Here is a 15,339-nt window from a genome sequence, read left to right as displayed (position 1 = left end):
GGTCCGGTGCGATACTGTATTTATATACAGTATTTCGCCGGGTTCCCCTCATGAGCGCTCCCCTGCCCCCGCGCGGTCGCGGTACCGCCAGCAACCCCCTCAACCGCTTCGCCCCGACCCACAGCGAGGCCTTCGACGATGGCTGGGAGCAGGACGTGCCGCCGATCCAGCTCACCGAGGTGCGCGAGGAGATCGCCCGCACGGTGATCTCCCGCAACCAGTCGCCGGACCTCCCTTTCGATCGCTCGATCAATCCCTACCGTGGTTGCGAGCATGGTTGCATCTACTGCTATGCGCGGCCCAGCCATGCCTATTGGGACCTCTCGCCGGGGATCGATTTCGAGACCCGGTTGATCGCCAAGAGCAACGTCGCCAGCGCGCTGGAGCAGGAACTGAGCAAGCCCGGCTATCGCTGCGCGCCGATCAACCTGGGCGCCAATACCGACCCCTACCAGCCGCTGGAACGCGAACGCCGCCTGACCCGCCAGGTGCTGGAGGTGCTGCTGCGCTTCCGTCACCCGCTGACCATCGTCACCAAGGGCTCGCTGATCCTTCGCGACCTCGACCTGCTGCGCGAACTGGCGGAGCAGAACCTGGTGGCGGTGATGATCAGCCTGACCACCCTCGACGACGAGCTGAAGCGCATTCTCGAACCGCGCGCGGCGGCGCCCTCGGCGCGACTGCGGGCGATCCGCACGCTCAGCGGCAACGGCATCCCGGTGGGCGTGCTCTGCTCGCCGATGATCCCGATGGTCAACGACATGGAGCTGGAGCGCCTGCTCCAGGCGGCGCGGGACGCCGGCGCGCGCAGCGCCGCGTACATGCTCCTGCGCCTGCCGCGCGAAGTCGGCCCGCTGTTCGAGGAATGGCTGGCGGCGCACTACCCGCAACGCGCCGAGCATGTGATGAGCTTGGTCCGCCAATGCCGTGGCGGCGAGGTCTACGACAGCCGCTTCGGCCACCGCTTTCGCGGCCAGGGACCGTTCGCCGACCTGCTGGCGCAGCGTTTCGCGGTGGCGATGAAGCGCCTCGGGCTGGACCGCCGCGAGGGCTTCGGGCTGGATTGCAGCCGGTTCGCCGTGCCGGGGGCGCAGATGGCGTTGTTCTAGCGTTTTCCCCGCGGCGCAGCATTTCGTATAGGGCGGAGTTGCGGCGGAGCGTGCCGGTGGCGGTATCCGCCCTGCGGGAAGAACCGCTGCCGCCGGGGAAGCCGGAAACGTCGGAAGCAGCCGTCCCGGCGAACGCTCGCCCTTCAGGCCGGCCGGGTCAGCGCGCCAGGCCCCTCAACGAAACGGCGACCCGAAGGTCGCCGTCGCGTTCGTGCTGGTAACGAGGCCGATCAGGCCTTGGCGCAGCTCGGCGGTGCCCAGTCGCCCATGTCCGGGCTGTTGCAGACTTCCTGGATCATGCCCTGGCCCCGGGAGGCCACCTTGTTGCCTTCGCTTTGCGCGTCCTGGGCCTTGCGGATGGTCTGCTCGGTGGCGACCGCCTCCTTCGGCACCTTGGGATTGCTGCCGGTCTTGGGCTTGCTGCCGCCTTTCGTAGTGCTGGCGCGGTTCTCGGCCTCGGCGACCTTGGTCACTTCGGTGCGCGGTACGCCGACCTGCTGCAGGTCTTTCTCGTAGGCCTGGGTGTAGTTGTTGATGTTCTCGCCGGCACGGCCGTTGGCGGCGACCAGCAGGGCGTTGGTCTCCTGCAGGCCGCTGACGATCTCGGCCAGGCGCTTGCGCCCTTCGGCTTCGTTGATCGACTTGTTCTTGCGGCCGTCGAGCAGGGCCTTGAACTGGCTCTGGTAGCAGCTTTGCGCCGACTTGGCGTAGGCCACGCTACGGTTGATCTCGACGGTGCTGCGGTCGACGTCGGTAGCGTAGGAGCCGATGCGCGCGCGGTCGTCGCTGATCTGCTTCTGCTTCTCCATGTAGTAGCCCGCCGCGCCGCCGGCCAGGGCGCCGCCTGCGGCAGCGAGGGCGGCATTGCGGCCGCGGTTCTCGTCGCTGGCCAGGCCGCCGGCCAGGCCGCCCAGGAGGCCGCCGGTGATGGCGCCGGTGATGGCCGAGTTGCGCACCGCGTTATCGGTGCTGCGCAGGTGCGACACCGGCTCGTAGCAGGACGGGTAGTATTCCGCGCGGGTGGTCTGGGCGACCGAGCCGACGCCGCTGCTGGCGCAGCCGCTGAGCAGCACGCCGCTGGCGGTCAACAGGCAGAGCGCGTAGCGCGCCGAGGTGATCAAACGGTTTTCGCTGGGTTGGCTCATTGCATCTCACTCCTGGTTTGATGAACCGCCCGGCTGCCGAGAGGTGCCGGACGGAACTCCTTCAACGCCCGCTGGACGCGAGCAATTCCTTCAATACCGCCTCCGGCTCGGCCCGGTGCTGCTGGCGATAATCTCCGACGTGTTTGACGAACAGGGTCGCGCGCTTGACCAGGCTCTTGCCCAGAACCGGGTTGCGATTGAGTTCTTCCTGGATGCGCTGGAACTGCGCCTGGATCACCGCGTCGGTGTAACGGGTGCCGGTGGCGAGGTTGTCGATGTAGATGGCCAATGCGCCATCGAGGGCGCTGCGCCCGTTGGCGATGGCGCCGGCATAGAGCTGGGCGGTCGCCTGATCCCTGGCTGCCACGGCTTTCTCCCTGTCCTTCTTGAGGTTGGTCAGGCGTATGTTGTAGTTGTTGATCGTCTCGGCGACCAGTGCCGCCGACTGTATCAGGTTTCCGGCGGCCTCTTCGCGCTGCCGAGCGATCAACGAAACGTTACGCTTGAGTTCCTCGTTTATCTGGGCCAACTGCGCCTGCATCTGCGGGTCGCGGGTGGCGGCAATGATTCCGTCCAATTGCTTGGTGGGATCTTGAGCGTCATCGATGGCATCGGTCAATGCCGCTAGTCGGCCTTCCTTCTGCCATTGGGCGAACAGCTCGGGATAGCGCGAGCGCGGCGCGGACAGCGCGCCGATGGCGACGCGGAAACCGGTGGTCTCGTTGCGCTGTTCGCTGCCGTCGGCGGCGAACAGCGGGTATTCGCGGCGCATCCCGGTGAATAGAGTCATCTCGCCTTCGAGATAGTTCCCGCCCTTCACCACGAAACCGCCATATGTGCCCTGCCGGCGACCGGCGTGGACCAGTTGGAAGGACTCCTGGACCATCTCCGCGGCATTGCCGATCACGTCGAACAGGCCCAGCGGGTTCGGCCGCTTCATCCCTACCGGCAACAGTCGCGCGGCCTGGCCGGTACCGCCGGCGACCTGGTTGTACACCGCCCAGTCGCCCAGCGGGCCTTCCTGGTCGCTGCCCTCGACCTTGCGCGGGAACAGCCGGCCTTCCAGTTCCTGGCGGCTGACCGCCTGGCCGCCGCGCGCGGCGAACTCCCACTCGACCTCGGTGGGCAGGCGGACGAAGCCGATGCCGCCGTCCTCGGGATTCTTGCCGCGGCCGCTGACCGGCAGCAGATCCGGGTGGTTCTTCAGCAGCCAGGCGCTGTACACCGCGCCGAAGCGTTCGGCGTCGAAGCGCGAGAGGTCGACCTTGGGCAGCCGCGCGGCCATCCCGCCCGGCACGTCGCAGGCCGGCGCTTCGCCCTGGCCGGAGAGCGCGGCCGCCTGGCTCATCACTGCGGCGTACTGGCGGGCGGTCACCTCGTACTTGCCGATGAAGTACAGCATCGGCTTCAGCGGGGTGCCGGCGGCGGGCTTCGGCAGGCTGGCGGAGAGCTTCTGCTGCCAGGCCGGTGCCAGGTCGGCGAGGCTGAACTGGCCGTTCACGTAGTCGCGCCGGTAGCCGGAGATGAACGACTGCTGGTAGCCCGCCTCGCCTTCGTTGAAGGCGTAGCCGAGGTTGACCTCGCGATCGTCGAGGGCGCCTTCGGCGAGTACGTAGACATGCCGGAAGACCATCTCGCCGCCACACGGCAGCGGCAGGGCGACGTCGTCGGCCAGCGGCTTGGGATTGTCCGGCGAGTCGCCTTCGGCCCAGGCCGGCGCGGCAAATGCCAGGCAGGCGCCGAGGGCGAGCGGAAGAATGGCTTTCTCAAACATCGCGTAATCCCTCTGCGGCTTCGATCCGCGCCGCGCGCCAGCCGCCGCTGGCGGCGGCCAGGACGCTGCACAGCAGCGTGGCGAGCAGCGCCGTCAGGTAGTGGCTGGGCAGCAGGCGGCAGACGAACTCGCCGCTCTGGTTGTCGAACAGGTGGTTCAGCGCGCCGGCCGTGGCGGCGTACAGCAGCCCGGCGAGGAACAGGCCGAAGACGGCGCTGAACAGCGCCAGGAACATGACGAAGCCGACCAGCGCGGCGGTCGGGAAGCCCAGCAGACGCAGCACCGCCAGGGCGCGGCGCTTGCGTTCGACGGCGGCCAGGCTGCTGGCGGCGATGGCCGCGAAGGCACCGCCGATGGCCAGCGCGGCGACGATCCAGAACACCAGGCCGAGGTTGCGGCTGAGGCTGCGCACCTGGGCGATGGCCTCGGCCTGGGTGGCGACTTCCACGCCACTCGCGACGAAGTGCCGGCGCAGCCCTTCCACCGCATCGAGGTCTCGGGCGTACAGGCGGAAGCCCGGGTAGATGCGTGCGCGCGGGGTCTCGCCGGCCTTCCCCGGCCAGCCGTAGGCGGCCACCGCGCGACCGTCGCGATAGTCCTCGGCGGCTTCCAGCAGGGCTAGCGGGGCGAACAGCGCGTCGCGGGCGAAACGCTCCTGCGGCAGCACCGCGAGCACTTCCAGCTCCAGGCGCTGGCTCTGTGCCTGGCCATCCATGCGCCGGCCGATGCGCGCGACGATGCGCTCGCCAGGCTGGGCGCCGAGTTTTTCCGCGGCGCCGTGGCTGAGCACCACGCGGGTCGGCCGGTCGGGTTGCGGCAGGCCGGCCAGCAGCGGGTCGCCGGCGGCGCTGGGAATCATCTCGACGCTCAGGGCGGTCTCGCCGCCGCCGCTGAGGTCGGCGGTGGCGGCGATCTGCCGGGTGCGCGGCACGGCGAAGGCGACATCCGCGCGTGCGGCCAGGGCGGCGATGTCCTCGGCACGGTAGCGGGCGCCGCCGACCGGAATGATCTCGCGCACCGAAGGCGCGCGCTCCAGCCGCTCGGTGAGGGTGCTGACCAGGCCGTACTTGAGGCCGAACAGCACCAGCAGCGGGGTGATCACCGCCGCCAGGGCGAAGATCGCGCAGAGCGACAGGCGCGCCTCGCCGCGATAGTCGGCCCAGGCCAGCGAGAGCAGCAGGCCGGCGCGCATCAGCCAACGTCCTCGAGGCAGGCGCCGACGCTGTCGTCGGCCTCGCGTTGCCAGCGGATGGCCAGGACTTCGAGTCCGGCGGCGCGGGCCAGGCGCTCGTCGTGGGTGGCGACCACGGTGCAGGCGCCGCGCTCGCGGGCCTGTTCCACCAGCAGGCGCATCACCCGTTCGGCGTTCAGCGGGTCGAGCGCCGCGGTCGGCTCGTCGGCCAGCAACAGGCGCGGCGCATGCGCCAGGGCGCGGGCGATGGCGACCCGCTGGCGCTGGCCGACCGACAGCGCCGCCGGTTTCTTGTCCAGCTGGTCGCCGATTTCCAGCCGCTCGGCCAGCGCCTGCACGCGCTCGGCGGACGGGGCGCCGAGCAACGCGCAGGGCAGTCCGATGTTGCGCCGCACATCGAGGAACTCGAGCAACCCGCCGCTTTGCAGCACGTAGCCGCAGTGCTGCCGGCGCAGCGCCGCCAAGCGGTCCTGGCGGCCGTCGCGCCAGAGCGCGGCGATGTCCTGCGGGCGTTCCCCGGCGAGGAATTCGAAGCGCCCGCCCGGGTCCGGCGCCAGGGCCAGCGCCAGCAGGTCGAGCAGGGTGCTCTTGCCGCAGCCGCTGGGGCCGACGATGGCCAGCTGGCGACCCGCGCGCAATTCCAGCGCCGGCACCCGCAGGCGGTAGCGCTGGCGACCGGCGCCGTGGCTGCGGGCGACCTCGTGCAGGCGCAGGATCATGGCAGCGTCGACAGCGGCACGCGGTACAGCGCGTCGCCGGCGTCGGCGTCGCCGAACCGGACCCAGTTGGCGACGTCGTTGTGGAAGGTTTCGTAGAGGCGGATCTTCGACTCCAGTTCGTCGATGAAGTCCTGCTGTTCGGCGACGCTCAGCGACAGCCAGAGGTCCTGGGTCATGTTCAGCGACTTGCTGCGGTACGGCAGGCCTTCCAGGTATTCGCCGAGCACGCCGCTCTGCGCCAGGTTGCTGCCCTTCACCAGTTGCGCCGGGTCGCGGCTCATGTAGGCGCTGGCGCTGGCGATTTCCTGGAAGAAGTCCTTGGGCGAGGTCTGGGTGCGCTTGGCCGCGTCGACGATCAGTTTCAGCGACTGTTGCAGTTCGTTGAGTTGCAGCTTGCTCAGCAGCACGCAGACCTGGAACGCCGGCAGCGCCGGGTTGGTCAGGTCGCGGTCGGCGGTCCAGGCGGTGACGACCTGCGGCGCGCGCACCGGGTCGCGGCGACCGAGGAATTCCATCTGCATGGCGTAGCCGATGGCCGCCGACTTGCTCGCCACGCTTGGCGCGGCGTCGAAGCGCGGCGCCTGCGGCTTGCGGTTGCCGGCGTCGTGGACCAGGTCGGCGAACACCGTGCCGATCTCCTTCACCGTGTTGCCGAAGGCGTTCACCTCGCCGCCGGCCACCGGGATGTAGAGGTCGGCGATCTTCGGGTTGGCGTCGGCGGTGAGGCTGCGGTACTGCTGCTCGGCGTAGCCGTGGTTGTTCTTCCCGGCCGGGGTGCGCAGGTGCAGGGCATAGATCTTCACGCCCTTGCGCAGCGCCGCCTGGCGGACCTCGGCCTCGTTCATCTGGGTGCGCCCGAGCGGGTCGTTCTTGCGCAGCGCGCCGGCGTCGGTGACCAGCAGCACCACGCGCCCGGCGTAGGGCGACCAGTCCATTTCGTCGACCGCCTGCATGATCCCGGCGAAGGCGTCTTCGTTGAACGAGTGGCTGGAGACGTCGGTGGCGCGCACCTGGCTGCTCAACTCGGCGAAGCGCTGCGCGTCGTTGCCCGGTTGCAGCGGCACCAGGGTCTTGCTGACGTATTCCAGGCCGGGGGTCTTGTCGGTGTTGTTGCGGAAGCCGACCAGGCCGAAGCTGACCTTGTCCAGGTCGCCGCGCTCGCCGATCTGCCGCTGCAGGCCGTCGATCACCTCGCGCACGCGGTCGATGTAGGGCTGCATCGACACCGAGGTGTCCACCACCAGGACGATGCCGGTGCGGAAGGTGTCGCTCGCCGCGCCGCTGGCGCCGCCCCGCCCGGCCTGGCCCGGCGCCTGGGGTGCCGTGGCGCTGCCGCCGGGGTCGATCGAAGCGACCTCCAGCAACTGCGCCGGCTGGCCGTCGGCGTCGAAGCTCTCCTTCGAGTCGAAGATCGGCAGCAGGTAGAACTGGTCCTGGGGGATCGCCCGGTCGTTGGGCTCGACCGCGACCACCTGCGGATCGCCCTTGTGGTCCACCGCCTGGGTCAGGGTGTCGCGCGCCGCGCGGGTATCGCCGAGCAGGCGTTCGACCTGCTCGGCGCTGTTGAGGAACATCACCGGCGCGCGGCCGGAGCGTTCGGTGAACTTCAGCACCAGGCTCTGCTTCCAGTCGCTCACCGCGCTGGCCGGCAGCCAGCCGTCGCCCTCGCCGTTGCTGGAGGCGCCGACGCGCAGCCAGGGGCTGCCGCCGACCTGCTTGCGGGCGTACACGTAGAGCACCGAGAAGGCCGGCACCGCGCCGGCCCGGGGCGGGCCGCCAGCCTCGGCGGAGATGGCCGCGCCGGGTTTGGTCAGGACGCGCTGGAACAGCGTCTTCTTGCCCGGCATCAGCAGCGGACGCTCGCCGCCGTCCTGTTCGGCATCGGCCACTGGGGTCTGCTGCTGCGGCTTGTCCGTCGGCGTCTGTCCCAGCGGCGCTGGATCGACAGGGCTCGGTGCGTCGTCCGAGCCCAGCAGCCACCAGGCGCCGCCGCCGATCGCCAGGAGCACGGCGGCCGCGGCGGCGGCGATCAACGGCGTGCGGCTGCCGCCGGCACGTGGCTTCGCCGGCGGCAACGGAGGCGGCGGGGGCGATGGCGGTTTCGCCGCTTGCGACGGCGGAGGCGGAGGCGGCGTGGCGCCGCCGGCGCTGGGCGTGACCGGCGGCAACTGGATCGACACCGGTTGCAGGCCGCCGAGGTCGGCGGGCGGCAGGGGCGCGGGTTCGGCCGGCGGCGGGTTGCTCGCTCGCGGCGAGCCCTGCGGCGTCGCCAGCGGACGGATCTGGGTGGCTTCCAGGGCGCTCGGCGCCAGGCGGTCGAGGGCGGCGATCAACGCGCCGGCGGTGGGGAAGCGCTCGGCCGGGTCCTTGGCCAGCAACTGGCGCAGGATGTCCTGGTAGCGGCCCTGCTCGATCGGCAGTTCCGGCAGCGGCTCGGTGAGGTGGGCCAGGGCGGTGGAGAGCGAGTCCTTGCCGTTGTAGGGCAGCTTGCCGGTGAGGATCTCGTAGAGCACCACGCCCAGCGCGTAGAGGTCGGCGCGGCCGTCGATCTCCTGCCCGCGGGCCTGCTCCGGGCTCATGTAGCTGGGGGTGCCGACGGCGAAGCCGACCTGGGTGAACTGGGTATTGTCCTCGATCGACTTGGCGATGCCGAAGTCCGAGAGCACCGCGGTGCCGTCGGCGCGGAACAGGATGTTGGCCGGCTTCACGTCGCGATGCACCAGGCCCTGGGAGTGCGCGTAGCCGAGCGCGGCGGCCACCTGCCGTACGTAGGCCAGGCCCTGCTCGGGATCGAGGCCCTGCTGGATGCGCTCCTTGAGCGTGCCGTTGGGCAGGTATTCCATGGCCATGTAGTAGCAACTGCCGACGTTGCCGATGTCGTGGATGGTCACCGTGTTCGGGTGCGACAGCCGCGCCAGGGTCCGACCTTCGCGCAGGAAGCGTTCGGCGAAGCTCGGGTCGGCGGCCAGCGCCGCGGCCATCACCTTCAGCGCCACCTTGCGCTGCAGCGAGCGCTGGGTGGCCAGGTAGACCGTGGCCATGGCGCCTTCGCCCAGCTCGCGTTCGATGTCGAATCCCGGAAGTTCTATGTCCATGTCCGTCTCAGAAGGCCCTGACCACCAGGGCCGTGATGTTGTCCGGGGCGCCGCGGGTCAGGCCCAGGTGGACCAGGCTGCGGACCACCGCATAGGGATCGCTGTGGCTGAGCACGTCGCGCAGTTCGCTGTCGTCGGCGGTCTTGTTGAGGCCGTCGCTGCAGAGCAGGAAGCTGTCGCCGGGCAGCACGTGCAGCGCGGCTTCCGACAGTTCCAGTTGCTCGTGCACGCCGACCGCGCGGGTGACCACGTTGGCGCGCGGATGGTGGCGCGCCTCTTCCTCGCTGATCAATGCGTTGTCGAGCAGCTCCTGGACGTAGCTGTGGTCCCGCGAGATGGCTTCCAGCACGCCGCCGCGCAGGCGGTACAGGCGGCTGTCGCCGGCCCACAGGCAGCTCGCCTGGTTGCCGCGCGCGGCGAGCAGTACCAGGGTGCTGCCCATCACGCTGACGCCACGCAGGCCGGCCTCCTGGCGAACCCGCTCGTTGACCTGGGCGAGGCCGGTGCGCAACGCGCCGACGTAGGCCGGTAGCGAGGAGGCCGCCGGGATGCGCCGCAGGGTATCGACGATCAGGCTGCTGACGAAGTCGCCGGCGGCGTGGCCGCCCATGCCGTCGGCGACCACCCAGAGTCCCGACTCTGGGGCGTCGAGACTGGCGTCTTCGTTGACCTTGCGGACCATGCCGACGTGGCTGTAGCTGGCCGACCTGTAGTAGCTGACTGAGTTGGGCACCATCAGTTGTCCTTAACCGGGTATGCCGGGAAAGAGCGGGATCACCTCGCCCTCTCCGGTGAGGAATCGTCCGAACGCCGGCGCCGGCGGCAGGCCCTGGTAGCGCATCAGGCCGGCGGAGATCCGTGCCGAGCCGCGTCCCCACCAGTGGCTGGCGCCGTCGCAGGCATGCTGGGCCAGCGCGGCGAGGCGCTGCGCCGGGGTCACCGCTTCGCTGCGCAGCAGGTTGCCGCTGATCAGCGATTGTTCGATGCGCGGTCCGCAGGGAGGGGCCGGGAGCTGCGCCACCGCCTGCTCGAAGGCCTCGACCTCGGCCTCCGGTTCGAGGGTGGAGAGCAGCAGGCTCTCGACCTGCTCGAACCAGCCGTCGTCGCCGCCGACCAGCCCGCCGAGGTCGGCGTTCGCCGGCAGCAGGCAGGCGACGGTCAGCGGGAAATAGCGACCGACCCGGTCGATGCTCGGCATCACCACCCCGGCCACCGCTTCGCCGCCGAGCAGGCCGGGGGCGATGGCGAAGCGCCACAGCGGGCTGGTCAGGTAGGCGTCGAGCCAGGCCGCGCCGAGTTCGTCCTGGCTGGCGCGCATGCCGCTGGCCAGCCAGGCGTCCCAGGGTTCGACGAAGGTGTTCGGCAGGCCGCGGCTGACGAAATCGCCGCGGCCGGCCAGCTTGCCGTAGAAACCGACGCTGTTCAAAGGCGCTCCGGGAGGCTGAAGCCGGACACGACCCGGCTCTTGAAGGGGTTGAAGGCGCTGCTGGCGCGCAGCTCGCAGGCGATGCTGGAGCCGTCGATGCGCAGCCGCAGGGTGAAGCGGTCCGGCGAGTTGCCGCGTTCCAGGTCCGACTGGTCGAGCAGGCGGAACCAGGCCCAGGGGCCCTCCAGGGTCAGGCCGGAACGGCCGCTGCTGGGCGGCGGCGTCACCGTCAGGCGGACCACGCCGAGGCCGTTGGCGCTCGGCCACTGCATCGCCACCGGGCGGGCGGGGCCGTGGTCGTAGGTCAGCTGCTGGCCGTCGAGGTCGAGGATGAACTGGCTGATCGCCGCGTCCATGGTCACCGGCTTGAGTTCGAAGCGCACCGCCGGCTGCATGCCGCCGGAGCGGAAGAAGGCGTCGCGGATCGCCGCCGCGCGCTGGAAGGTGTGCAGCACGCCGGGGTTGATGCCGAGCTTCTGCGCCGCGCCGGGCTGCCAGCGCCAGGTGCTGGCGGAGGTGTCGACGTAGGGTTGCAGGTACTGGCGGAAGTAGCTGTCCATCACCCCACCGGCACCGAAGAAGTGGCCGAAGTCTTCCAGGGTGGCGTCGCGCGAGCTGCCGGCGGCGATCGGGTAGCGCCCGGCCAGGGACTGCCGGTAGACGCTGACCACGTCGCTGATCCAGGCCGCGTTGAGCTGGTTGCGCACGCTGCCCATCATGCTGCTGGTGGTGGAGTTGACCACGTTCTTCACCAGGCCCTGGACCACCGGCGGCTGGCGCTCGGCGCTGAGGGCCACGCGCGAGGCGGCGGCGGCCACCTGGTTCTTGGCGTCGCCGAGCAGCGAGTCGCCGCTGGCTCCGGCCATGGCGCTGACCTGTACGTAGAGCGCGTTCATGTCCTCCAGCAGGCTGTCGATCGGCGCCGGCTCGTTGCCGCCCTCGCCCTTGCTGACCAGGCTGTTGAGTTCGGCGAAGTGGGCGCTGATCGGGTCGCTGTCGGCCTGCTGCGGCTGTTCGCGGGCGCCTTCCTCCTCCTCCTGGCCGACCAGCGAGCCGAGGCGCTGCTTGAGCTTGTCCACGGTGCCGTCGGCGGCCTTCTTCACTTGCGCGGCGACCAGCCGGTCGCCCTTCTGCAGGTCGGTCTCGCGGGCCACCGCCTCGAGCAGCTTGCGGAACGGCGAGGTCGGCCCGGAGAGAATGCGCAGCACGTCGGCGGCCTGGGTGACGTTGGTGATCGGCACCACGGTGAGGTCGGCGAGCAGGTCGTCCCATTGCCGCAGGTAGTCCTGGAAGTACAGGCGACGCACGTCGAGGGCCAGGTTGGCGGCATCGCCGGCATCGTTCAGGTCGCGCCCGAGCACCCACTGTTCCTCGGCGATGGTGCCGGCCTGGCTGAGGCTGGCGGTGAGGAACACCTCGCGATAGCCGCGGTAGGTGAAGAAGCCGCTGAGCGGGTCGGTGAGCGGCTTGCCGCTCTTGCGCGCGAACACCAGCGGTGCGTCGCGGCCGGCGGCGTCGCTGATGCGGAAGTCGGGCACGTCCTTGGGCAGCCTCTGCCGCTTGACCCGGTCGTAGACCCGCTGCGCCACCGGTAGTTGCTGCAACTGGCGGCGCAGGTCCTCGACCAGGTCCTGGTCCAGGCGCGCCGACGGCGGCCGTCGTTCGAGCAACGCGTCGAGGTGCGCGTGCAGCGCCTGGCGCTGTTCCGGCGAGAGGTCGCGCGGCAGGTTGCGTTCCCAGTCGAGGCTGATCCAGGCCTTGATGAAGTCGGCGTCGTAATGGTCCGGGCTGCCGAGCATCAGGTAGGCCTTCAGGCCCTCGTAGAGGAAATCGCTGCTGCCGCCGGAGCGCAACTGTTCCTCGATGCGGGTCACCAGGCGCGGGGCGAACACCGCGATCAGCAGCTTGCGGTAGACGCTGGCGGACTCCTCGCCGAGCATGTCGCCCTGGTACAGCCCGTAGCCTTCGGCCCAGCTTGGCGCGTCGCCGGCGAGATTCTGCACCGCGTTGAGCTGTGGCAGTACGGCCAGGACGTCGCGCTGGGCCGGGCTCAGCGACTCGATGCCGCGCGCCAGCGGGTCGACGCGCTGGTCGACCGCGGCGATGTAGCTCTGGTTGGCGCGGTAGCTGGCGATCCATACCGCCGTCACCGCCAGCACCACCAGCGCGGTGGCGCTCAGCGCGCCGATGGTCAGCCATTTGCGGCGGCGCTCGACCTTCGGGTTGGTGCCGACCAGGCCGCGTTCGCCGAACGCCACTTCGCGGAACAGCCGCTCGATGAAGTAGCTGCGCCCGGTTCCGGTCTGCCGCGCCAGGTGCTGGCGGTCGAGGTTCATCGACTGCGCCATGCTGCCGATCAGGCGGTCGATCGGACTGCCTTCCTGGGTTCCGCTGGTGAAGTACAGGCCGCGCAACAGCGGGCGTTCCTCGTAGGGGTTGGGCTTGAACACGCCGTTGAGGAACTCGCCGAGGCATTCGCGCAGGGCGGCGAATTGCTGCGGGAAGCCGTAGACCAGGTCGCGCCGCGCCGGGTCGCGCTCCTGCTGCAGGCGTTCCACCAGGCGCGCGGTGAGACGCTGTTCGAGCAGGGCGAATTCGCTGTCGAACACCGCCAGCGGGCCTTCCGCGCTCTTGCCGTCGTCGAGGGCGAAGGTCATCCCCCAGACCTGCGCGCGTTCCTCGCGGTTCAGGCTGTCGAAGAACTCCATGAAGCCCGGCACCAGGTCGAACTTGGTCAGCATCACGTAGATCGGGAAGCGCACCCCGAGCTGCTGGTACAGCTCCTGGATGCGCGCGCGGATCGCCTGGGCATGGGCGGCGCGCTCGGCGTCGCTGCCCAGCAGCAGGTCGGAAAGGCTGATGGCGATGAACGCGCCATCGATGGGGCGGCGCTTGCGCTGGGTCTTGAGCAGGTCGAGGAAGCCCAGCCAGGCGGCCTTGTCCACCTGGGCGTGGCTGTCCTGGGTGGTATAGCGGCCGGCGGTGTCCAGCAGCACCGCTTCGTCGGTGAACCACCAGTCGCAGTTGCGCGTGCCGCCGACCCCGCGGATCGCCCCGGCGCCCATCTGTGCGGCGAGCGGGAAGTCCAGGCCGGAGTTCATCAGCGCGGTGGTCTTGCCCGAACCGGGCGGGCCGATGATCACGTACCAGGGCAACTCGTACAGGTTGCGCCGCTCGCTGCCGCCCAGCTTGGCCCGCTTGAGCAGGGCCAGGGCCTCGTCCATGCGTTGCTTGAGGGTCGCCAGCTCTTCGGCGGTGGCGACGCTGGCGGCGTCCGGCGCGCTGACCTCGGCGAGACTCTGCATGACCTTCGCCGCGTTGCGCCGGGCCTGCACGATGCGCAGCACGCGGAAGCCGATCCAGACCAGGAACAGCAGGACGATCAGCACCCAGCGGCTGGTCGCCGAGGCCAGCGGTTCGTAGTTGCCCAGGCGCAGCAGCGGGCCGAGGAACCAGATGATCAGGCTCAGGGCGAGCAGGCCGAGCACCGGCACCACCCAGCGCGCGAAGAAGTTGAGGAAGCCTTTCATTGCGCGCCCTCCGCGAATACGGTGATTTCCACCCGGCGGTTGCGTGCGCGGCCTTCGGCGCTGGCGTTGGTCGCCACCGGCTCGGTGTCGCTGCGCCCTTCGGCGGTGAAGCGGCCGGCGTCGCCGGTGGTCGCGCCGAGCAGGTCGGCGACCTCCTGGGCGCGGGCCTGGGACAGTTTCCAGTTGGACGGGTAGCGCAGCGTGGCGATCGGCCGGTTGTCGCTATGGCCGGTGACCAGCACCTGGCCCTTGACCTTGCGCAGGGCGTCGGCGATGCGCAGCAGCAGCGGCTGGAACTCGTCGCGCACGCTGGCGCTGGCGCTGGCGAACAGCTCGTCGCCGCGGATGGTCACCACCGAGCGGTCGACGGCGTCCTCCACCGCCACCCGCTGGGCCTTGATGTCGTCTGCGAGGAAGCGCGCCAGGCGTGGCCGTTCGATCACCCGCGGCTGCACCGCTGGGCGGTCGATGGCCTGCACCGGGATCTCGCCGATGGCGTGGATGCGCTTGAACACCGGCTCGGCGTCGGCGGCCAGCTTCATCCGCAGGCCGAACAGCAAGGCCAGCAGCAAGGCCAGGCCGATGGCGATACCGACCCACGGCGGCAGGTATTGCGAAAGGCGGTCGCGCATCACGCTGAGGCCGCGCCAGTGCGGCGACAGTTCGTGCTCGTACTCGCCGCGGGTGCTGCGGATCACCGCCGCGGTGCGCTCGCGCAGCGCCTCCAGTTGGCTGCGGCCGTCGTGCATGACCCGGTAGCGGCCTTCGAAGCCGAGGCTGGTGCACAGGTACAGCAGCTCCAGCAGGTGCAGGCGCTGGTGCGGGTTCTGCAGGCAGTGTTCGAGCAACTGGAAGACCTTCTCGCCGCCCCAGGCCTCGTTGTGCAGGGTGATCAGCAGGCTCTGCTTGCCCCAGTCGCTGGTGCTGCCCCACGGCGTGCTGAGCACCGCTTCGTCGAGGGCGGTGCAGAGCACGTAGCGCGCCAGCATCACTTCGTCCGGCGCCACGCCGGCCTGGCGTGCCTTCTCCTCGAACTGGCGCAGGTAGCCGAGCAGTTGCGCGCGCAGGCTGGCCGGCGCCGGATGGGCGATGGTGTTGCGCAGGCGGGTGAGCATCGCCAGCAGTGGGCCGGCGGCCTGCTCCAGCGGGTTGAGGCCGTCGCCGCGGCCGCTCAGCGGCGCCAGGCTGGCCATCGGCGGCGGCGTGTAGGGATCGCCGCCGCGGGGGCCGCCGGCCGGTTCCGGGGCGCGGCCGCCGGGACGCGGCATGATCATGGTGCGGTCGTCGGGCGGGCTTCCGTTGCCGCCGCCGGCCGGGGTGCCGAAGGGATCGTCGATGGGAGGCATCGT

10 protein-coding genes are annotated in these 15,339 nt (G+C 70.3%); 1 reads left to right on the top strand and 9 read right to left on the bottom strand.

Going from position 1 to position 15,339, the window contains the following annotated elements:
- The first annotated feature begins 50 nt into the window (after positions 1-50).
- Positions 51-1,109 (top strand): PA0069 family radical SAM protein, encoded by a 1,059-nt coding sequence (locus HMPREF2581_RS28810; protein WP_003083628.1) that lies wholly within the window; start codon positions 51-53, stop codon positions 1,107-1,109.
- A 230-nt stretch (positions 1,110-1,339) separates the two neighbouring features.
- Here HMPREF2581_RS28810 and tagQ read toward each other — a convergent pair whose 3' ends face one another.
- From tagQ to HMPREF2581_RS28765, 9 genes are all read right to left on the bottom strand, one after another.
- The gene (gene tagQ, locus HMPREF2581_RS28805; RefSeq protein WP_003083630.1) at positions 1,340-2,254 is read right to left on the bottom strand and encodes a type VI secretion system-associated lipoprotein TagQ; all 915 of its coding nucleotides are present in this window, start codon (positions 2,252-2,254) and stop codon (positions 1,340-1,342) included.
- A gap of 61 nt (positions 2,255-2,315) precedes the next feature.
- Positions 2,316-4,028: a type VI secretion system-associated regulator TagR gene (gene tagR, locus HMPREF2581_RS28800; protein ID WP_003083632.1), complete on the bottom strand. Its 1,713-nt coding sequence runs from the start codon at positions 4,026-4,028 to the stop codon at positions 2,316-2,318.
- A complete protein-coding gene (gene tagS / locus HMPREF2581_RS28795) occupies positions 4,021-5,220 on the bottom strand; it encodes a type IV secretion associated ABC transporter permease TagS (RefSeq protein WP_003136958.1) in 1,200 nt (399 codons plus the stop codon). Before tagS ends, tagR begins: the two co-directional genes overlap by 8 nt.
- The gene (gene tagT / locus HMPREF2581_RS28790) at positions 5,220-5,939 is read right to left on the bottom strand and encodes a type IV secretion associated ABC transporter ATP-binding protein TagT (protein WP_003136959.1); all 720 of its coding nucleotides are present in this window, start codon (positions 5,937-5,939) and stop codon (positions 5,220-5,222) included. Before tagT ends, tagS begins: the two co-directional genes overlap by 1 nt.
- On the bottom strand, positions 5,936-9,034 hold the full coding sequence (ppkA, locus tag HMPREF2581_RS28785) for a serine/threonine protein kinase PpkA (RefSeq protein WP_003136961.1): 3,099 nt from the start codon (positions 9,032-9,034) through the stop codon (positions 5,936-5,938). Before ppkA ends, tagT begins: the two co-directional genes overlap by 4 nt.
- A 7-nt stretch (positions 9,035-9,041) precedes the next feature.
- Positions 9,042-9,770 carry a serine/threonine phosphatase PppA gene (pppA, locus tag HMPREF2581_RS28780; protein WP_003083639.1) on the bottom strand — a complete coding sequence of 243 codons (729 nt, stop codon included), beginning with the start codon at positions 9,768-9,770 and terminating at the stop codon, positions 9,042-9,044.
- Positions 9,771-9,779: 9 nt separating this feature from the next.
- The gene (gene tagF / locus HMPREF2581_RS28775) at positions 9,780-10,460 is read right to left on the bottom strand and encodes a type VI secretion system-associated protein TagF (RefSeq protein ID WP_003083642.1); all 681 of its coding nucleotides are present in this window, start codon (positions 10,458-10,460) and stop codon (positions 9,780-9,782) included.
- Positions 10,457-13,990 (bottom strand): type VI secretion system membrane subunit TssM, encoded by a 3,534-nt coding sequence (tssM, locus tag HMPREF2581_RS28770; protein WP_003111851.1) that lies wholly within the window; start codon positions 13,988-13,990, stop codon positions 10,457-10,459. Before tssM ends, tagF begins: the two co-directional genes overlap by 4 nt.
- The gene (locus tag HMPREF2581_RS28765) at positions 13,987-15,336 is read right to left on the bottom strand and encodes a DotU family type VI secretion system protein (RefSeq protein ID WP_003115051.1); all 1,350 of its coding nucleotides are present in this window, start codon (positions 15,334-15,336) and stop codon (positions 13,987-13,989) included. The genes tssM and HMPREF2581_RS28765 overlap by 4 nt, the downstream gene beginning before the upstream one ends.
- Positions 15,337-15,339 lie beyond the last annotated feature (3 nt).

Source organism: Pseudomonas sp. HMSC057H01, assembly GCF_001836405.1.
GTDB classification, from domain to species: Bacteria; Pseudomonadota; Gammaproteobacteria; order Pseudomonadales; family Pseudomonadaceae; genus Pseudomonas; species Pseudomonas aeruginosa.
Note: the sequence above shows the minus strand (reverse complement) of the source record. Positions and strands in the feature narration are given on the sequence as shown.

What these genes read in the sequence shown, in the direction of transcription:
- tssM (WP_003111851.1), bottom strand. Translation starts at nt 13,990, where the DNA reads ATGAAAGGCTTCCTCAACTTCTTCGCGCGCTGGGTGGTGCCGGTGCTC.
- HMPREF2581_RS28810 (WP_003083628.1), top strand. Translation starts at nt 51, where the DNA reads ATGAGCGCTCCCCTGCCCCCGCGCGGTCGCGGTACCGCCAGCAACCCC.
- tagR (WP_003083632.1), bottom strand. Translation starts at nt 4,028, where the DNA reads ATGTTTGAGAAAGCCATTCTTCCGCTCGCCCTCGGCGCCTGCCTGGCA.
- tagS (WP_003136958.1), bottom strand. Translation starts at nt 5,220, where the DNA reads ATGCGCGCCGGCCTGCTGCTCTCGCTGGCCTGGGCCGACTATCGCGGC.
- tagQ (WP_003083630.1), bottom strand. Translation starts at nt 2,254, where the DNA reads ATGAGCCAACCCAGCGAAAACCGTTTGATCACCTCGGCGCGCTACGCG.
- tagT (WP_003136959.1), bottom strand. Translation starts at nt 5,939, where the DNA reads ATGATCCTGCGCCTGCACGAGGTCGCCCGCAGCCACGGCGCCGGTCGC.
- ppkA (WP_003136961.1), bottom strand. Translation starts at nt 9,034, where the DNA reads ATGGACATAGAACTTCCGGGATTCGACATCGAACGCGAGCTGGGCGAA.
- HMPREF2581_RS28765 (WP_003115051.1), bottom strand. Translation starts at nt 15,336, where the DNA reads ATGCCTCCCATCGACGATCCCTTCGGCACCCCGGCCGGCGGCGGCAAC.
- pppA (WP_003083639.1), bottom strand. Translation starts at nt 9,770, where the DNA reads ATGGTGCCCAACTCAGTCAGCTACTACAGGTCGGCCAGCTACAGCCAC.